This window comes from Motilimonas thetidivivens (assembly GCF_046452435.1).
Lineage (GTDB): Bacteria > Pseudomonadota > Gammaproteobacteria > Enterobacterales > CBDFNC01 > Motilimonas.
Window position 1 is genome coordinate 212,180 of sequence record NZ_JBKFDK010000003.1, and the last position, 17,487, is coordinate 229,666.

Consider the following 17,487-nt stretch of genomic DNA (forward strand, 5'->3'; position numbering starts at 1 on the left):
GCAATGGTGGGAACAAGGGTTGTTTGAGCCAAGCGCCCAAACAACCCAGATAACTTAGGCTGCAGCAACCTCTCTTGGTTTCAAGAATGCGTAAGATAGCCCAGTTAACGCGGTACCCGCAGCAATCGCAACTAGGTAAAGCAACACTGGCGAAATAGCCCCTGGGATAAGAAGCACAAATAAACCACCGTGAGGTGCCATTAATTGTGCGCCAAACAACATAGACAAAGCACCTGTCAATGCGCCTCCGGCGATACAACATGGGATAACACGCATAGGATCTTTAGCAGCAAATGGGATCGCCCCTTCTGAGATAAAGCACAGACCCAGTACAAAAGATGCTTTACCCGCTTGTTGCTCTGGCGCAGCAAATTTTGATTTAGCAACTAAGGTAGCTAAGCCCATACCCAATGCAGGCACCATACCCGCAGCCATAATAGCAGCCATCGGCAAGTAAGTTTGTGATGCTAATAACCCCACGCCAAAGGTGTAAGCCGCCTTGTTAATCGGGCCACCCAAGTCAAAACACATCATGGCGCCTAATAACACACCCAACAACACCGCATTGGTTGAGCCCATGTTGTTAAGAAAATCGGTCAAGCCAGACATTAACGCCGCAACAGGTGTACCCACGACATAGATCATCACCAAGCCAGTGACTAACGTCGCAAGTAATGGAATGATTAATATAGGCTTTAACGCCGCCATCGAATCGGGCAAACGTACCTTGTCAGCTAAGAACTTGGCGCAGTAACCGGCAAGAAAACCAGCAACAATACCGCCTAAAAACCCAGCACCCGTGGTACTTGCCAACATACCGCCAATCAAGCCAGGCGCTAAGCCCGGTCTATCGGCAATGGAATAGGCAATATAACCGGCCAAAACTGGGATCATTAACGCAAAGGCAGAGCCCCCGCCAATTTCCATTAAGGCCGCGGCCAAGCTACCTTCTTCCTCAAATGCCTTAATACCAAAGACAAACGACAAGGCAATCAGCAAGCCACCTGCTACCACCAATGGCAACATATGGGAAACACCTGTCATTAAATGCTTATACAAACTAGGCTGCTCTTGCTCACTTGCGTGGCTGGCCTGACTGTCACCTTGATGATTATAAACATGGGCGTTAAAGGCGTTTCGAATTTCTTGCTCGGTCTTTTTAAGCGCCGCACCGGTACTGGTTTTATATAGCTTTTTGCCATTAAAGCGCGCTAGATCCACTTCAATATCAGCCGCAATGATCACCAGATCGGCTTCGGCAATATCGGCTTCGGTTAACTGATTCTTAGCGCCCACCGAGCCACGTGTTTCCACCTTAATCGCGTGGCCTAATTTTTCACCCTCGTTTTGTAACGCTTCTGCTGCCATAAAGGTATGCGCGACGCCTGTCGGGCAAGCTGTAATTGCAACAATCCGCTGCACCTTGCCGGGCGATTCATTTAGCTGAGTCTGCGTGGCTGTTGTCTCAGGTAACTGCTCTAATCGCGTAGCTTGCGCTTTAGCCTGCTCTAAATACGACGTAGGCTCAACTAACGCCTCAGCAATGCCTGATTGGTAAACCTGCTTGCCAACAAAGCGCGTTAAATCCACGGTTTTGTCTGCAGCAATGATCACCAGCTCAGCTTGCTCAATTTGTTGTGCAGTCAGGCTCTCGTCTGAGGTGAGGTTACTGTGGCATTCAATCTCAGCCTGCCAACCTAATTGTTTGGCCGCTTGTGCAAGTACGCCTTTGGCAATAAAACTGGTGGCAACGCCGCTTGGGCATGCGGTAATAATGACGGTATTCATATTATTATCCTTTAAATTCCAAGTCACTGGGTTCAACCACTTGAACTTGCGACATTAACGAATCGAATTGTGTTGGCGAATGAAAACCAACCCCAACCTGACTGACAGCCATTGCGGCCAGTGCGGTGGCAAAAACTAACGTTTGCTGTTTTGGCCACTGTTGTAATTCCCCCCAACACAAGGCGGCAACTAAGGTATCACCAGCACCCACGGTGCTAACCACAGTCACCTTGGGTGGCTTGGCGGCCATGACTCCTTGGTTATCTAACCAGACCAAGCCATGCTCACCCATAGACACCACGACCTGCTCGCAGCCTTGCTGATGTAATTGATTTGCAGCGTCAAGAACATCGGTTATGGAGTGCAGTGGTCGTGCCGTAAGCTCACTTAACTCCAGCTCATTAGGCTTAATCAAATACGGCAATGCCTTAACCCCAGCAGCCAGCGCTTGCTTACTACTGTCAAAGAAAACCTTAGCGCCCCGTTGCTTTAACTCTACAATCAGAGCCTGGCACTGGGCACTGCTTACGCCGCGGGGCAAGCTGCCGGCAATCACAAAGATCTCGGTTTGTTTAGTCAGGTCATGCAGCTTTTGTCTTAACTGTTCAAAAGCACCGTTAGTTATTTCAACACCGGGGAAATTAATATCGCTAACCGATTGGTTTTGTTCTACTAATTTAACATTAATGCGGGTTGCGCCCGGCACTCGGATAAACTCATCCGTTAACCCAGCTTGCGTAAACAAATCGACAAACTCGCCCTGATTTGTCTCACCCAAAAAACCGGTTACGGTGACGTCTGCCCCCAGCTCGACCAATACCTTAGCGACATTCACCCCTTTACCAGCGGGATGCAGGCTCGCACTGTCGACTATATTGAGCCCGCCGGGAGTCAGTTGGTCTAAGTGACCGGTTAAATCCAACGCGGGATTCATTGTCACTGTCACTACCTTCACGTGTTTAGTCATTACTTAGACTCCCCTAGCCCCTGTGCGATGGCTTCGCCAATGGCATCAAGGGCTTGCTGTGCATCGTCACCGTCAGCACTAAATTGCAAACGATGGCCGTGTTTAACACCTAAGGTCATTAATTTCATTAAGCTCTTAGCGTTAGCACTGGTGCCATCGCCATCTAAATTCACTATTTGAATGGCACTGTTAAATTTCTTGGCCACACTCACTAACATGGCACCGGGGCGCGCATGTAAACCATGGGCGTTATGCACCGTAAAGGTAGCCGTTAATCCTTTTGTGGGCACTTGTGTTAAGAGCGCTACTAAGGCTTCAGGAGATTGAGTGGTCAATTGCGACAAGGTTTTGTCATTGATTAAAGTAATTAGGTTTTCCAGACACTGACGCTGTAAGTCGCTCTTATTGCTGGCGATACATAATAAACCTTGTACCGGTTGCTGGTCACAATCAAAGGCCTCGGCTGGGGAAACAAATGCTAAAGCAGTCGCATGAACGCCTTGATCACTGGCCACTAACCAAATCCCTTGGCCAAGATAAGTAGGCGCCTTACTGATAACATCGGCAACAAAGGTTTTGTCTGTGTGATTAGCTAGATTGATTCGTCCAGCAGCAATCGCCGTTAGCTGTAACATATCACTGGCAGCGCAGCCTTGTTGGATTAACGTACTGTCAAAATGAATATGGGTTTGGCTAGCGTTATCCGGCGTTAATAAAGCAGCTAATGCCTCAGCACTGGTGGCTTGTTTAATGGCTTGCTCGATACCATCAGCACCTAAGGTCTTGGTAAGTTGTTTTAATATCGTCAAGTGCTCATCAGATTTAGCAGCAATGCCCACCGCCAAATACACCGTATTACCGTTACCCCAATCCACGCCCTCGGGAAAGTGATGCAGCAAAACACCGGTGCTGTTTACCAAATCGCGGGTTTCAGTGGTGCCATGAGGAATGGCAATGCCTGCACCAAGGAATGTAGAGTTTTGCTGCTCGCGAGCCAGCATACCTTCATCATAACCCGTGCCGACATACCCTTTTTCGACTAACCCCGCAGCAATCGCGCGGATAGCTTGCTGTTTGTTGTTGGCACTTTGTGCCATCACAATGTCTGATTGGCCTATCGTTAGCATTACTTACCTGCCTTATTGGATCCAATTACGCCAGCTGAATCGTGTCAGCTATTAGCTAAAAAATATATTTCAGAAGTTTTAACTCAACTGCTGAATCGTTTCAGTTGCTATACTGAATCGATTCAGCTAAGATTACAACACTTTTTTATAAGAGTTGAGCATTTCATGAAATTAGAAGAAATCGCAAAACTGGCTGGCGTTTCAAGAACCACAGCCAGTTATGTTATCAATGGTAAGGCGAAACAATACCGGATTAGTGAAAAAACTCAGCAAAAAGTAATGGCCGTGGTGAATCAGCATAACTTCACGCCCAATTTAACCGCCAGTACCCTACGCGCAGGCAGCAGTAAAACATTAGGTTTGATCATTCCCGATCTAGAAAACGCCAGCTATGCCAAACTAGCCAAACTACTTGAGCGCGATGCCCGTAAAGTCGGTTATCAGGTGATTATTGCTTGCTCTGACGACACCGAAGAATCCGAGATCAATGTTGCAAATAGCTTATTAAGCCGACGGATTGATGCCTTGTTAGTCGCCAGCTGCCTTAGCAGTAGCCACCCATTTTATTTTTCGGTGCTTGATAAAGGCGTGCCCGTGATCGCCCTTGACCGTGCTATGGATGATGAAAGATTTGCCAGTGTTATCAGTGAAGATCTCGAAGGCGCTGCTAGCCTTACCCTTGCTGTCGCCGACACTAAACCCGCCTCGATAGGCTTGATCGGCGCGGTGCCTAAACTCATCGTTTCCAAGGAGCGCCATCAGGGATTTGAAAGTGCAATTCACAAACTAGACTATCAGCCAAAAGTGCAAATTGCCTATGGCGATCATTTTAGTACCGAGCAAGGCTTTCAACTAACTCAAGATTGGCTAAAACAAGGCATTCTGCCAGATGCTATTGTGGTCACTTCTTACACCCTATTCGAAGGCGTGCTGGATTGTTTATCTCAATCTAAACAAAACTTTAAGCGGGTTAAATTAGCCACCTTTGGTGATCATCGATTACTCGATTTTCTGCCCATTAAGATCCAGTCCATGCCACAGCAACTTGAATTGGTAGTAGAAAAAGCGCTTGCCCTTGCCTTGTCAGCTTGCCAAGGACACTATCACGCGGGAATCGACGTGATACCTCGGCGGTTAATTAAACGTTAAGAAGTCAGCGAAAAGGTGATCCGTGCTTCAAATACGCCGATGTGTTTAAAATATAATCAAAACCATGATCTAGATTAATTTATGAACAGGGTGTTTTTTTCTAGTATGAAGAAAAACCGAGTCAAAGGAAGGACATCATGATCAAGTTACAAACCCAATTCTTTATCAGTATCGGTGTACTAACATCAGTAGCGGTGTATTTGATGTTCTACTTTTAATGCGTAATTCTTAGTGCTTTAGTGCAAGTCTAGTGAATAGTGCAATGGGTAGTACGGAGCGGATTAATTGGCCAGTTTCGCAATCAATCCGCCTCGTATTTTAGTTTAAATTACCTGTCACCAAATCTTGGCAACGCAGCGGTTTTAATTTCAGTTGATCTTTATAAACCGGTTTCGCAGGCTTAGTGGTGGTGCTTTTAGCTAGCAATAACTGCTCTTGCTCTTTTTTCTTTTCCTGCTCGGTCTTAGGCTTTGGCCACCATGAGTAAAGCTCTTTACCACAACCATCTCCGGCAGGTGGCGCCGCTTGTGGGGTACAAGATTCATCACCGCGCGGGCAATGGAGCCTGACATGCATATGATAGTTGTGACCAAACCAAGGACGAACCTTGCGCAGCCAATCTCGACCTTCGGGCCAATCCGCTTTACATAAGGTTTCTTTGATCACAGGGTGAACAAAAATGCGCGATACGCGTTTATCCGAAGCGGCAAGTTGCACTATTTGAGCGTGCTCGTTGGTCCATTTCTGCGCCTTGATCTTGTAGTTTTGCATATCCACTACGTTATACGGGCTCAAGTTTTCACGGGCCTTACGACTGTATTGTTTATCACCGATGCGCAGCCAAATATCGGCATCTAAACCCGTTTGGTGGCTCGAATGACCAGAGGTAAAACGCCCTCCTCTTGGCATCGACATATCACCAATTAGCAAATCACCATTCCCTAGGCGTTTGTTTTCTTTAGCTAGCTCTACTAAATAATCGATCATCATGGGATGAGCATAGTAACGTTCGCGCGAAGTGCGGATCACCTGATATCCGTCTCCTTCAAGAGGAAGCGCCTCGCCACCAACTAAACAGCCATTGGCATAGCTACCAATTGAACTGGCAGGCCCGGAACTTGGACTATCGAATTTTTCCCACGGATTGGCAGCGATTGCAGTGCCACTGAAAATAGAACAGGTTAATATTGCAGCAAATACTCTAATCATTGTCCTTAACCTAATAAAAGCGAATTCAGCTTAATTTTAGCAATCAATTCTACATAACTGTATTAATACTTGATCTTAAACTTTAAATTCATCAATCTGCTCAGTCAGAAAAGCTTGCAAGGTGAACAGGAATACCATGAAAATCGAAATAATCAGTACTGGCGATGAAATAATCACAGGGCAAATTGTTGATACCAATGCCAATTGGCTCTGTCAGCAATTATTTAGTCATGGTGTTCAACCACAGCGTTTACACACAGTTGCCGACCAACTTGACGCGCTTGTAGCAGTGTTTCAAGAAGCCGCCCAGCGCAGTGATGTGGTGTTGGTCAATGGTGGCCTAGGCCCAACCAGTGATGATTTATCCAGTGAAGCCGCCGCTAAAGCACTTGTTGTGCCCCTTGAGCTTAATCAAGATTGGCTAGAAGTAATGACGCAAAAGTTTGCCAAGCAAGGGCGCACCATGGCTCCCGCTAATCGTAAACAAGCCCTATTACCCGCAGGCGCAGACGTAATTGATAATCCCAGAGGCACAGCCTGTGGCTTTAGTATTGTTTTAGGCCGTGCTCGATTTTATTTCACCCCCGGCGTGCCCCATGAATTTAAACACATGTTCAGCGAGCTTATTTGGCCCGATATCGCCAAGCGATTTGATCTTGTCAGTCAGCTTAGCCAGCACAAAATCACTACCTTTGGTTTAGGTGAGTCAGGCATTCATCAACTAATTAAAGATGTCCCCATTTCAGAGGGTATTCATCTTGGCTATCGCACCGCCGCGCCTGAAATTGAAGTGAAACTAATTGGTGCTAACCCTCAAGCCATTGCTGATTCCGCCGAGCAAATAGAACACGCCTTGGCTGATTATGCCTTGTTTAATAACCATCAAGCCGACTGCCTGGCCAGCCATATCCAGCAATTAATGCTGTCACGCGGCGAAACTCTCGCACTGGCAGAATCTTGCACCGGCGGCATGATAGCTTCAAGCCTAGTTGCCATATCTGGCAGCTCAGGCTACTTAGATCGCGCCATGGTGACTTATTCTAATCAAGCTAAACAAGATTTGGTTGGGGTGAGCGAAGCCACCTTAGCCCAGTTTGGCGCGGTCAGTGAAGCAACCGCGCGAAAAATGGCACAAGGAGCCAAACAAAGTGGTCACACCGACTACGCCCTTTCGGTGACCGGCATTGCCGGCCCAACGGGAGGTACGCCAGATAAACCCGTTGGCACCGTCGCCTTTGCATTGGCAACACCCAGCGAAACCATTAGCCAGATATTGGTACTGCCAGCGAAAAGTCGCACCATCACCCGCAAGATTGCAGCTACCATCGCCCTCGATATGCTGCGCCGGCATTTAACCGGCCTAAATGTGATTGGGCAATATGATTTTGCAAGGCCATGGCTGGATAAGTGATGGAGGGATTACCATGGTAGCTACATACAATAGCCCCCAACCGTTATCATTTAAGGTATTCATGATACTTGTATTCTTGCTTTGCGCCCTGCTAATAACGAGCTGTGGTTCAGAACAACAAAATTATCATTATGCTGAAAAAACCGTATGGGAGTCGTTATTCTTAGAAGAGATAAAAGACGCGGTAACGCCCTACTATTTGGTGAATGAAACGGAGCATCAATGGTTTATAGATAACCCATACAGTGCAGCTTATTGGCAAAACTGGGTCGAAGATAGCCCCTATTTAACTCATCAATTAGTTAAAGAGCTCTATCTTCAAAATCAACACCCTACAAACATTGATTGGCAACCCATCGTTACTAATGGGACTTTTCTACCTAATAAGTATTTAGGTGCAAAAATAAAACTGGGCAAGAACTTGCAATGGAACACGGCTATTCGTGATGAGCTATGTTTTGAGACGGTTGTTACTAATGCCAATGAAACCTCTTCAAAAAGCGCTCTTTATCGCCCATTTTATTCCGTATCCCGTGTCGCCTTTTCTCAAAGTGGTGAGACAGCATTAGTTAAGTATTCATATTATTGCGCCCCCATGAGTGGCGAAGGTGAGTTTTTTGCATTATTCAACTTGGAAGGCCAAAAATGGAGAATGGCTTGGTTTCAAGTCCTTTGGATCTCTTGATGAGAGTCGCTTCTCAAAGAGGTTTTTAAACCGCGAACAATCAAATATCCACACGCTATTTCGCGGAATAAATTCCGCTTCAACAATTTTTCCTTCTTATTCCCTGAGCATGCTCAGGTCCCACAAGCACACAAAAACCAAAATCCGATACTAATGAACAGTGATAGTCACCGCGTCACATTCGAGTTCAACGCAGGCGGTGAGGCGATGTTGACCTGATTTTAGGGGGGCTAATTCCAATTGCTGGCCAGCAATAAACTGATCATTCACATACCAATTGGCGTTAGGCTGATTGCTAAATAAATTAAGTTTTTGCTTGGGGTAACTAAAAATAGTCAGATTATTTGTAGGAAAACTAATCTTTACCCGTTTGTGTGTGGAATTGTCCGGCACCTTTTGCGACATCAAGCTCACCACACTCAGCGGCCATTGATGTAAACCGCGCGCTCGATTTGGCTCGGCTAAGGTCAAGGGGGTTAAGCCATTGATGGTCCAGCCGCGCTGGCGTTTTAAACAATGCTCATCGGCGACTAAGGTATGACTTAAGCCTGATGGCCAACAAACCTGTTTCGCGATCACCTCAGTCGGTCTCGTTAAACGCGCCTTATCCGCTGGCATTAAATCAAAGACATCAAACAAAATTGGGCCAGCCTGATTCGCCCCCGTTTGCCCGACAAAGGGCGCGCCATCGGGGCGGCCAATCCAAACACCTATGGTGTAATCTGGGCTTACACCAATCGCCCACGCATCGCGATATCCATAACTAGTGCCTGTTTTCCAACTGATTTTGCGGCCAAAGGCGGGTTTAGCGCGATCGGGCGGTGCTATCTTGGCAAGCGTATCGGCAATGATCCACGCAGCAGCAGCCGACATTAACGGCGGACTCTTGTTAGTCTTACCACCTTGTTTATCTAACTGAATGTCGGCATCGGGCGTAAACACGGGGGCAATCACATGCCCCGCTCGCGCTAAGGCCGAATATAAGGTAACCAGCTCGCGCAGTGTCGAGCCATTGCCCCCTAACGCAACGGCAAGGCTGGGCTCAGCGACTCTTAATGAAATGCCTTGTTGCTTGAGTTTATCGGCAAAATAGATCGGCGTAATAGCTGCCATTACCTGCACGGCAGGCACGTTTTTCGAGGTTTGCAAAGCCCGATCCAGTCGCATCGCCCCGACAAAACCTTGGCTAAAGTTGGCAGGACGATAATCTCCAAAAGCACGCGGCGTATCCGTTAACAAGCTAGCAGAATGCACTAAGCCTAAATCGAGCGCCATCGCGTATATAAATGGCTTTAATGTCGAGCCGGGTGAGCGCACCGCCTTGGTCATGTCCACATGCCCGGCGCGCTGTGCATCGTTAAAATCCGCCGAGCCTTTATACGCCAGCACATGCCCTGTGGCATTTTCCATCACCAACACGCCTAGGGACAACATAGGCGATAAGCGACTTAACCGCTGGGTTACAATGGCATCTAGATCGGCTTGCAAGGTTTGATCAATGGTGGTGGTAATATTGCCCTTTTGCGCCTGCTGCTGATGTAATTCTCGCGCCAGAAGCGGTGTTAACTGCGGCAGTTGTCGTCTTTTAGCGTGTAGCCCTTCATTGATCATCACCTGATGCTGATAACTGTCTATAACACCAAAATTAAACAGCCTATCCAGTACCTTATTGCGCGCTTGTAGGGCCAATTCAGGGTGGCGGTCGGGGCGATATAAACTGGGACGCTGGGGGATCACTACCAGCAAGGCCGCTTCATTGCGGGTGAGATCCGCTGCCATTTTGCCAAAATAACGCAAGCTCGCCGCCTGGACCCCTTCAATGTTACCGCCCATCGGGGTATGAGTCAGATACAAGCTTAAAATTTGCTCTTTATCTAGCATCCATTCAAGCTGAAGCGCACGAAACACTTGGCTGATTTTACCGAGATAAGTGCGCTGGTGTGGATAAAACATGCGCGCTACCTGCATGGTGATGGTTGAGCCACCAGAAATCACGCGGCCATAGTAACCATGCTGGAATAACGCCCGCCCTAAGGACAAAGGATTGACGCCAAAGTGATGATAGAAATGCCTGTCTTCATAAGCCAACAAGGCTTCAATATAAAACGGGCTGACTTGATCAACTTGAGTGGCAATGCGCACCACGCCAGCTTGGTTTGAAAACTGACGCAAAATTTGTCCCTGCTCGGTGTACACAGTAGTCGACACCTCGCCCTTCACCGAAAAATCAAAGGGCATAAGCCAATTAAGCAAACCAAACAATGACAGCAAGGCGGCGCAGACAAGCGCGCTAGCTAGGCTAAACCAAGCCAGCTTACTTCTGCCAAACCACCTTGTTACATATCTTTTCAACGCCCTACTCTATGACCAAGGATTTAACGTCACTGGCTTGATAGATAAAGCGCGTTGGTTGGTACATGTCTTCCACAAAACTCGCCGGCATCCGCCCTTGGCCTTTACTTTGTACACGCAGTACATAAGCCAAGGTTAAGGTTTGGTGCCCATCTAATTGTGGCAGCGCCGCCACAAAACGGTCTTGACGATACTCAAGAGTATCGGCCTTGCTATTGTCATGCTCGTCTAATATCGAGCTGATCAGCGCGCCACTGTTGGTAAACTGCGGGTCTTCCAACACCAAACCGGTAGGAATATGTTCAACCAATAAACCACTTGGCAAGTACTCGTCCAAGTTAATGCGCAGCACTACAATCAGCTTATCACCCACCTTAACCTTAGCTTGACCTTGCTCATCTAAAGCTAACGGCTTGCCATTACTGGTAAAGATATCTCGTTTAAACTGCCTCACCTTGATGGTTGAGGTTAATGGCTGACTTGGGTCGGCGCTACCGCGCGCTGATGCCATCAGATAAATCGGCTCATTACCCTTATTTTCAATCACTAGCTCTGGCCAAATTGGGCTGCCACCTTGCCCTTCGCCAGTCACGGTCAGACCGTCTAGCTGCAAGGATACCGGAGTGTTATTACCCTGTCTCAAACTAATCCCGGCACTGATTAAGGCAATTTTTTCCTGCGTGCTGAGATAGCGCGATGCTTGAGCTTGCTCCACCACTTTTTCGGCCAACTGATTACGTAATGTCACCAACACGGGTGCTAAGGTAATGCGACTCGATAATTGACCTAAAATGGCCACCACTTGTGCGCGGTCGCGGATCTGTGAGCCATAATCAAATTGGCTCCACTCTAATTCGGCGCGGCTTAAGGTATTGGCTTGCAGTAAATATTGCTGGCCTTTTGCCTCATCACCAGCAAGTAAAAATGCCGCCCCCAAGTGGCCTGCATCCAGTGGCGTATTTATCTTTTGCTGCTCTAATCGCCACAGATCCGATACCGCAATCTGGCCCTTACGCGCCAATAACCATGCACTGTAAAATGCCGCAGGGCCTTGGCTATTTAACAAATTACGCAAGTAAGACTCGCTATTGGCCAGCATTTCTTCAGGCACCACCGCGGCATCCGCAATCTGCGCTTGGATCAGAAAATCCGTCACATAGGCACTTAGCCAAGCTTGCGTGTCGCCGTGCTTGTTCCACATGGCAAAACTGCCATCGGCTTTTTGCATGCCCGACAAACGGTGCACGGCTTGCGCCAGTATTTGCTGCTGGGAGGCTTTTTCTAATAACGGCGCTTTAAAAGGCGTTAAGCTGGCATCGTCAAAAGTCCAAGGCATGGCGCGGCTGGTGGTTTGCTCGGCGCAGCCATATGGATAGGCGAATAGATTTTGCGCATACTGGCCTAGGTTCAAGGTCGGTGAATGGCCAAAGCTGAGCCAGCCCGCTTGCCCCGTTAAGGGGATCATGCCCGGCCAAGCCACTTGCTCACTTAACCATAAAGATTCACCGGGCTGTAAGGTTTTGCCTAATTGGTGGATCAAAATGGGCTCAGGGGCGCGCACAGGCACATGCCAACTGCGGCTTTGATTGTAAACTTCACTGGCCAAGTTTAAGCTAAATTGCGCCGCGTTTTGGCCTTGCAGAGCCTTGACCTGAACCGGCAAATGACGACGCTCGCCATCATTAAGTTGCACACTTAACTGGGTTTCGCCGCTTAACACCACGCCTTCACTGGCGCTAAGCTCAGCGTTAATGGTGAGGGTTTCACCCGATTGGTTAAACACTTCCATCAGCACTTGGGTTTCATCATTCGGCGCAATAAAGTGTGGCACCGTCAGCTCGGCTATCACCGGCGCTTTAATTTTCACTTCTTGTTCGGCTTGGCCAAAAGTGCGCTTGCCAAATACCGTTGCCACCACTTGCGCCGCGCCATTGTAATCGGGTAATGACACCGTGATTTGGCCATTACCCTGCTCATCCAAGGCCACCAAATCACTCATAATGGTGATGGTTTTCGCTTCAACTAAATCCCCTAAATGGGCATTAGCGGCCATATCACCACCATAACGGTGCACCGCAAACGAGTCGGGGCGCTGCAGATATTGGCGTGAATAGAGATCAATCACATCCGCGCCGTAACGGCGCTGTGCAAAAAACCAATCATGAATTTGTGGCACTTGATAACGCGATAGTTGCGTGATACCTAAATCCATCAGCGACAAGGTAAACCAAGCTTGCTGTCCGGCCAGCTCAGGCGCCGACACGGTAAACACAGCTTCAGTTAAGGGTTGTAATTGTTCGGGTGCGTTGATAGTTACCTTGGCAAGGCGCTTGGTGCGGTCGAGCTTTATCGGCACGATACTAAACAGCCTTCTTGGCATAGCCTGCTCGGTGACCACTTGGGTTGCCGTTAAATACAGATCATGACGTTTCAGGTTAGCAGGGATACTCACCAGCGCCTTAGCTTTACCGTCTTTGATAGTCAGCTTTTGCTGATGGATCACCTTACCCGCCTCAAGGGCCAGCACCAATTCGCCGTCTACTTCACTGCTCACATCCACGCTAATGTCGTCACCATTTTGGTAAGCCGACTTATCTAAAGTGAGGGTAAGATGATCAGGTTTGGCAGGCAGCTGCTCGCCGCCTTCACGCCAACCAGCATAAAATGGATATAAGGTGGTTACACCTTCAGCATTCACCACACGTAAACGATAGTCACCCCACTCTACATTTAAGCTGATTTGGGCTGGCTCACCTTGGGCTAAACTCAGTTTATCCATGGTCACAGGACGCCACTCGCTATCACGCAGCAGATCCCAGCCATAACTTTCGCTGTAGGTCCAATAATAACCGCCGCGGTTACGCTCTAATTTGTAGGTTAGTTCGCCGGCTAACAAGGTTTGCCCATCGGCGCTGATATTGGCCAAGGTGAAATCCACCGCGCTGTATGAAGTCACAGCAGCCGAGTTAACCCGCACGCCGGGCAAAGGTTTGTCTTGCCATAATAACGCTTGTTGTTTGCGTGAAATGGAGGCACCGCCCGTTTCAAGCAGTTCAAAGTTGATTAAGGCTTGCACTGGGGATTGCAACTTAGCAACGGGCATGACCGGCAGATCAAATTGCGCTTGGCCTGTTTCATCTAAGTTAACCTTAGGCAGCTCAGGCACATCAGCATAAGGGTCGACGCGAAACGCCTCGCCGACATAATAATCTTGGTACGGTCCCGCTAGCTTATTCACGCTCTGATAGCGCACATCTAATTTCAACTCATTGCCCGATGCAGGTGCACCAAATAGATAGTGGCCCTCGGTTTTTACCTTAATGTTTTGCTGAGCAATAAAAAGTGGCGTTGCCACACTGCCTTGGCCTAAATCCACATTCAGATCCATCCGCTCTGGCACAAATTCACTCACTAAAAAAGAAAATGTAGCAAGGGCATGCTTGGCTGCCTTATTGGATTTAACCAACACCGACCAGCGACCCAACGGCGCACTGGCGGGGATCATAAATTCATGACTAAAAAAGCCAATGGCTTGCTCAGTCGCTAAAGCACTGGTGATCACCTTGCCATCGGGTTTCACCAATTCCAAAAACAACTGTTGTTGATTAAGGGCTTCACCATCTGCGTCACGCAGCACCATGTTCAGCGGCACGGTCTCTCCCGGTTTGAATAAATCACGGTTGGAGTAGGTAAACACCTCGACACTTTGATAATCGCGTCCAGTCACATTGAAATCAGACAGATCAAGAGGCACCTCACGCAGCGGCAAATAACCTATGCCTGCACTGGATTCCACCAGCAACACATCGCCGCCTTGAACCGCAACGTCAAATTGACCAGAGCCCGACGTTAGTGCACCCAGTTTTAAGCGTTTGCCACCCTTGCGCAACAAACTAACTTCACCTTGGCTAAGGGCTTTTTGGCTGGTTAAATCAACCGCCTCAATACTTAACTGATTTGGGAACACCTTAGCTTGTAGTCCAATGTCGGTGAGTAATAATTGCGCCAAGGTGACGTGTTCACTAGAGAATTGACCCACACCGCGAATGGCCAATACATACCAGCCGGGTTTAATTTCATCGGGAATGCGCAAATTAGCTTGTTGAGTTTGATTGACCTGCCCTTTAGCCAAATCAAATTGTAAGCCTGTCACGGGCTCTAAATACTTAGCCAGCTGATCCATCTGCCAAGTAGAAACTTGCTCGGGGTAATAAAACTGTTTCAGTAGTTCTGCGGGTTGCTTCACCGCTAAGATCTCCACGGCTACCTTATCTAAGTTCACCGTCGACACGGGTAACGTTCGGCTGCCCGAGGCAAGCACGAAGGGACCATTGCCTAATAATTTAACGCTGGGCTGTATTTCTGCGATATCCACTTGCTGGCTAAATGATTGCTTTTCATCATGGCTTTTAACCACATAACGCTGGCCAGCCTCAACATCTGTGGTGATCAGCGCCGTCGACAAACTGTTATAAAACCAAGTTATGGCAAGAGGCGTGTCTTCACCGAGCAGATATAAGGCAAGTTGTTCGGGTTTCACCGCATCATTAGGATCAAACTCCACAATAATGGCCGGTTTACCCAAATGAGTATAGCTACCGACATAATCCAGCTTAGCGGCTTGCACCATCAAACTAATAAAGGTTAGCAAGCAAAGAAGTAATACCTTAAGGGGCGCGGTCATAATTTCACCTTGTAATATCAGCCGTGTTCAACCAGTACAGTAACAACAGAGATAAAGTTGTAAAACGCAAGATAAGAGTAAAGGGGTTAGTTCATATAAAATAAGTTCACAAACCACCTAAGCTTCAATCCCTTTGATTATCACTGCAAGGCTCTCAACTTGATCTGAATCAAAGTGAAATCAACTATATCTCATCGCAACAACGCAGCTTAACAGTAACGCCTAAAATTAAGCAATAAACCTGCTTGGAGATTTACCCATGATCATTGTTAGTGATAGTCCAATTAAGTCTGAGCGATCCACCTCAGCAAGCCCTTCCGGCTTCTTAACTGCCATCCGTACTATTAGCTTTAAGCTCAAAGCCAGCGTGGTGATTACCTTAGTGGCGTTAGGATTTATCGCTTACCAAGGGATCACTGGCTTGCAACTCGCGACAACAGGGTTTAATGAGCTTTATACTCAAGGCATGCAACACACCATCCGCTCCGGAAAAATCTTATATCTTTTAGGGGATGCCCGAAGCCAATTATTGCTGTCATTTCAGCATGCGCCTGACTCACAATATGCCTCCTTACATGCACACCCAATCGATGCTCATATCAACGAAATCAATAAAGATTTACAACAGCTCCATAGCATCATAGACAATGAAATATTAAGCTCCGAGCTAAATTCGCAAGAGCTAGACCAGATTAATCAACTGGCAAGAGAATTAGATCAGGTAACCGAGCAAGGCTTTAAGCCTGCAATTGCAGCCATCAGGCAGCAAGACTTTGATCAAGCTAACTTGCTGTTGCTCAATCAGATTAATCCCAAATTCAAGCACGTTAACGAATTTGCGCAAAATTTCTTACAGCTACAAATAGACGAAGCTCGCGGTAATTATGAACTGGCACAAAGTAACAGTGATAAATTTGTTAAAATCGTCTTGCTGGCAGTCAGTATCAGTGCCATCAGCATTTTGGCTATTTCCTATCTCACCATCAAACGGATCCAACTCGCTTCATCTGAGCTGGAGAAAACCGTTGGCAATATCGCCAGTGGCGACCTCACTCAACGTTTATCACTCACCGGCGAGGATGAATTTGCGCACATAGGCAAAGATGTAAACAAGATAGTCGATAGCTTTCATCACTTGGTTAAAACTATCAATCAGTCAACCAACCTACTGGCGCAATCAGCCGAAGAAAATTCAGCCGTGTCACTACAAACCAAGCAAAATGTCATTGAACAGCAAATGCAAACCCAACTCATTGCCACCGCTATCCATCAATTTACCGCCACGGTTCATGATGTTGCACAAAGTGCCCAATCGGCAGCCTCAGCGTCAGAACAAGCAGATCAATCGGCCGATAATGGCCTAGGCATAGTGAACACCAGCATTGCAATGATTGAGAGCTTAAGTAAAGAGATGCAACAATCCGTAGATGCAATGCAAACCCTAGCCAAACACGCCGAAGAAATTGGCAGTGTAGTCGATGTGATCCAAGGTATTTCTGAGCAAACCAATTTATTAGCGCTTAATGCCGCCATAGAAGCCGCCCGCGCCGGTGAACAAGGCCGAGGTTTTGCCGTGGTAGCTGACGAAGTACGCACCCTAGCCAGTCGCACGCAAAGCTCCACTAAAGAAATTCAAGACACAATTTCACGCTTGCAACAAGGCAGTCGAGATTCTAGTCAGCGCTTAGTTACCGGCGCCGAGCATGCTGCTGCAACAGCAACCGAAGCGAAAAAAGCCGGTGATGCCCTCGCCGAAATCAGTCATAGCGTAGATCAAATCAGCGCCATGAATGCACAAATCGCCACCGCAGCGGAAGAGCAAAGTTCAGTAACCGAAGAAATCAATCGCAATATCACCACCATCAGCGATATTTCTAATCAAACCGCCACCGGCGCCGAGCAAGGCAGTGCAGCAAGCCTACAACTAGCCGAATTGGCAGAGCAATTACAACAAGAAATCAACCGATATCAAGTGTAATTTCCCCCTGAGTTCGCTCCTACACAAACGCGTAGGAGCGGCTTTTAAGCCGCGAATAAAGATACGCGACAAAGCCAAAACACAGTATTAATCCAGACTCATCGCGATTTAAAAATCGCGCCTACTCACCCCCGTAG

The 17,487-nt window shown here is 47.7% G+C and carries 10 protein-coding genes; 4 read left to right on the forward strand and 6 right to left on the reverse strand.

The features are described 5' to 3' along the window. Nucleotides 1-54: 54 nt before the first annotated feature. The 3 genes from fruA to fruB are packed head-to-tail and all read right to left on the reverse strand — an operon-like array spanning nt 55 to nt 3,882. Entirely contained in the window at nt 55-1,788 is a 1,734-nt protein-coding gene (gene fruA / locus ACK8OT_RS04210) for a PTS fructose transporter subunit IIBC (protein WP_410195258.1), read from the reverse strand. Between the two features lie 4 nt (nt 1,789-1,792). Then, nucleotides 1,793-2,755, reverse strand: coding sequence for a 1-phosphofructokinase (gene pfkB / locus ACK8OT_RS04215; protein WP_410195259.1), 963 nt, complete (start codon nt 2,753-2,755; stop codon nt 1,793-1,795). Then, a complete protein-coding gene (gene fruB / locus ACK8OT_RS04220; RefSeq protein WP_410195260.1) occupies nt 2,755-3,882 on the reverse strand; it encodes a fused PTS fructose transporter subunit IIA/HPr protein in 1,128 nt (375 codons plus the stop codon). The genes pfkB and fruB overlap by 1 nt, the downstream gene beginning before the upstream one ends. A gap of 165 nt (nt 3,883-4,047) precedes the next feature. Between fruB and cra the strand changes: the two genes are divergently transcribed. After that, a complete protein-coding gene (gene cra / locus ACK8OT_RS04225) occupies nt 4,048-5,031 on the forward strand; it encodes a catabolite repressor/activator (protein WP_410195261.1) in 984 nt (327 codons plus the stop codon). Between the two features lie 318 nt (nt 5,032-5,349). On the opposite strand, the gene mepA is transcribed toward cra, so the two are convergent. After that, complete coding sequence (gene mepA, locus ACK8OT_RS04230; RefSeq protein WP_410195262.1) at nt 5,350-6,240, reverse strand: penicillin-insensitive murein endopeptidase; 891 nt, start codon at nt 6,238-6,240, stop codon at nt 5,350-5,352. A gap of 136 nt (nt 6,241-6,376) precedes the next feature. Between mepA and ACK8OT_RS04235 the strand changes: the two genes are divergently transcribed. Further along, nucleotides 6,377-7,651 carry a CinA family nicotinamide mononucleotide deamidase-related protein gene (locus tag ACK8OT_RS04235; protein WP_410195263.1) on the forward strand — a complete coding sequence of 425 codons (1,275 nt, stop codon included), beginning with the start codon at nt 6,377-6,379 and terminating at the stop codon, nt 7,649-7,651. Next, nucleotides 7,620-8,336: a hypothetical protein gene (locus ACK8OT_RS04240; RefSeq protein ID WP_410195264.1), complete on the forward strand. Its 717-nt coding sequence runs from the start codon at nt 7,620-7,622 to the stop codon at nt 8,334-8,336. The genes ACK8OT_RS04235 and ACK8OT_RS04240 overlap by 32 nt, the downstream gene beginning before the upstream one ends. A 150-nt stretch (nt 8,337-8,486) precedes the next feature. Here the strand turns inward: ACK8OT_RS04240 and pbpC are convergent, their stop codons facing one another. Together pbpC and ACK8OT_RS04250 are read right to left on the reverse strand one after the other, a co-directional pair. Beyond that, nucleotides 8,487-10,688, reverse strand: coding sequence for a penicillin-binding protein 1C (gene pbpC, locus ACK8OT_RS04245; RefSeq protein WP_410195265.1), 2,202 nt, complete (start codon nt 10,686-10,688; stop codon nt 8,487-8,489). A gap of 4 nt (nt 10,689-10,692) precedes the next feature. After that, the gene (locus ACK8OT_RS04250; RefSeq protein WP_410195266.1) at nt 10,693-15,372 is read right to left on the reverse strand and encodes an alpha-2-macroglobulin family protein; all 4,680 of its coding nucleotides are present in this window, start codon (nt 15,370-15,372) and stop codon (nt 10,693-10,695) included. A gap of 259 nt (nt 15,373-15,631) precedes the next feature. Here ACK8OT_RS04250 and ACK8OT_RS04255 point away from each other — a divergent pair, with 259 nt between their 5' ends. After that, nucleotides 15,632-17,350 carry a methyl-accepting chemotaxis protein gene (locus ACK8OT_RS04255; protein ID WP_410195267.1) on the forward strand — a complete coding sequence of 573 codons (1,719 nt, stop codon included), beginning with the start codon at nt 15,632-15,634 and terminating at the stop codon, nt 17,348-17,350. The last annotated feature ends 137 nt before the right edge of the window (nt 17,351-17,487 follow it).

Bases quoted from the DNA above. Each gene is read 5' to 3' on its own strand.
- cra (WP_410195261.1), top strand. From the start codon at position 4,048: ATGAAATTAGAAGAAATCGCAAAACTGGCTGGCGTTTCAAGAACCACA.
- mepA (WP_410195262.1), bottom strand. From the start codon at position 6,240: ATGATTAGAGTATTTGCTGCAATATTAACCTGTTCTATTTTCAGTGGC.
- ACK8OT_RS04240 (WP_410195264.1), top strand. From the start codon at position 7,620: ATGATTTTGCAAGGCCATGGCTGGATAAGTGATGGAGGGATTACCATG.
- ACK8OT_RS04235 (WP_410195263.1), top strand. From the start codon at position 6,377: ATGAAAATCGAAATAATCAGTACTGGCGATGAAATAATCACAGGGCAA.
- fruA (WP_410195258.1), bottom strand. From the start codon at position 1,788: ATGAATACCGTCATTATTACCGCATGCCCAAGCGGCGTTGCCACCAGT.
- pfkB (WP_410195259.1), bottom strand. From the start codon at position 2,755: ATGACTAAACACGTGAAGGTAGTGACAGTGACAATGAATCCCGCGTTG.
- fruB (WP_410195260.1), bottom strand. From the start codon at position 3,882: ATGCTAACGATAGGCCAATCAGACATTGTGATGGCACAAAGTGCCAAC.
- ACK8OT_RS04250 (WP_410195266.1), bottom strand. From the start codon at position 15,372: ATGACCGCGCCCCTTAAGGTATTACTTCTTTGCTTGCTAACCTTTATT.
- ACK8OT_RS04255 (WP_410195267.1), top strand. From the start codon at position 15,632: ATGATCATTGTTAGTGATAGTCCAATTAAGTCTGAGCGATCCACCTCA.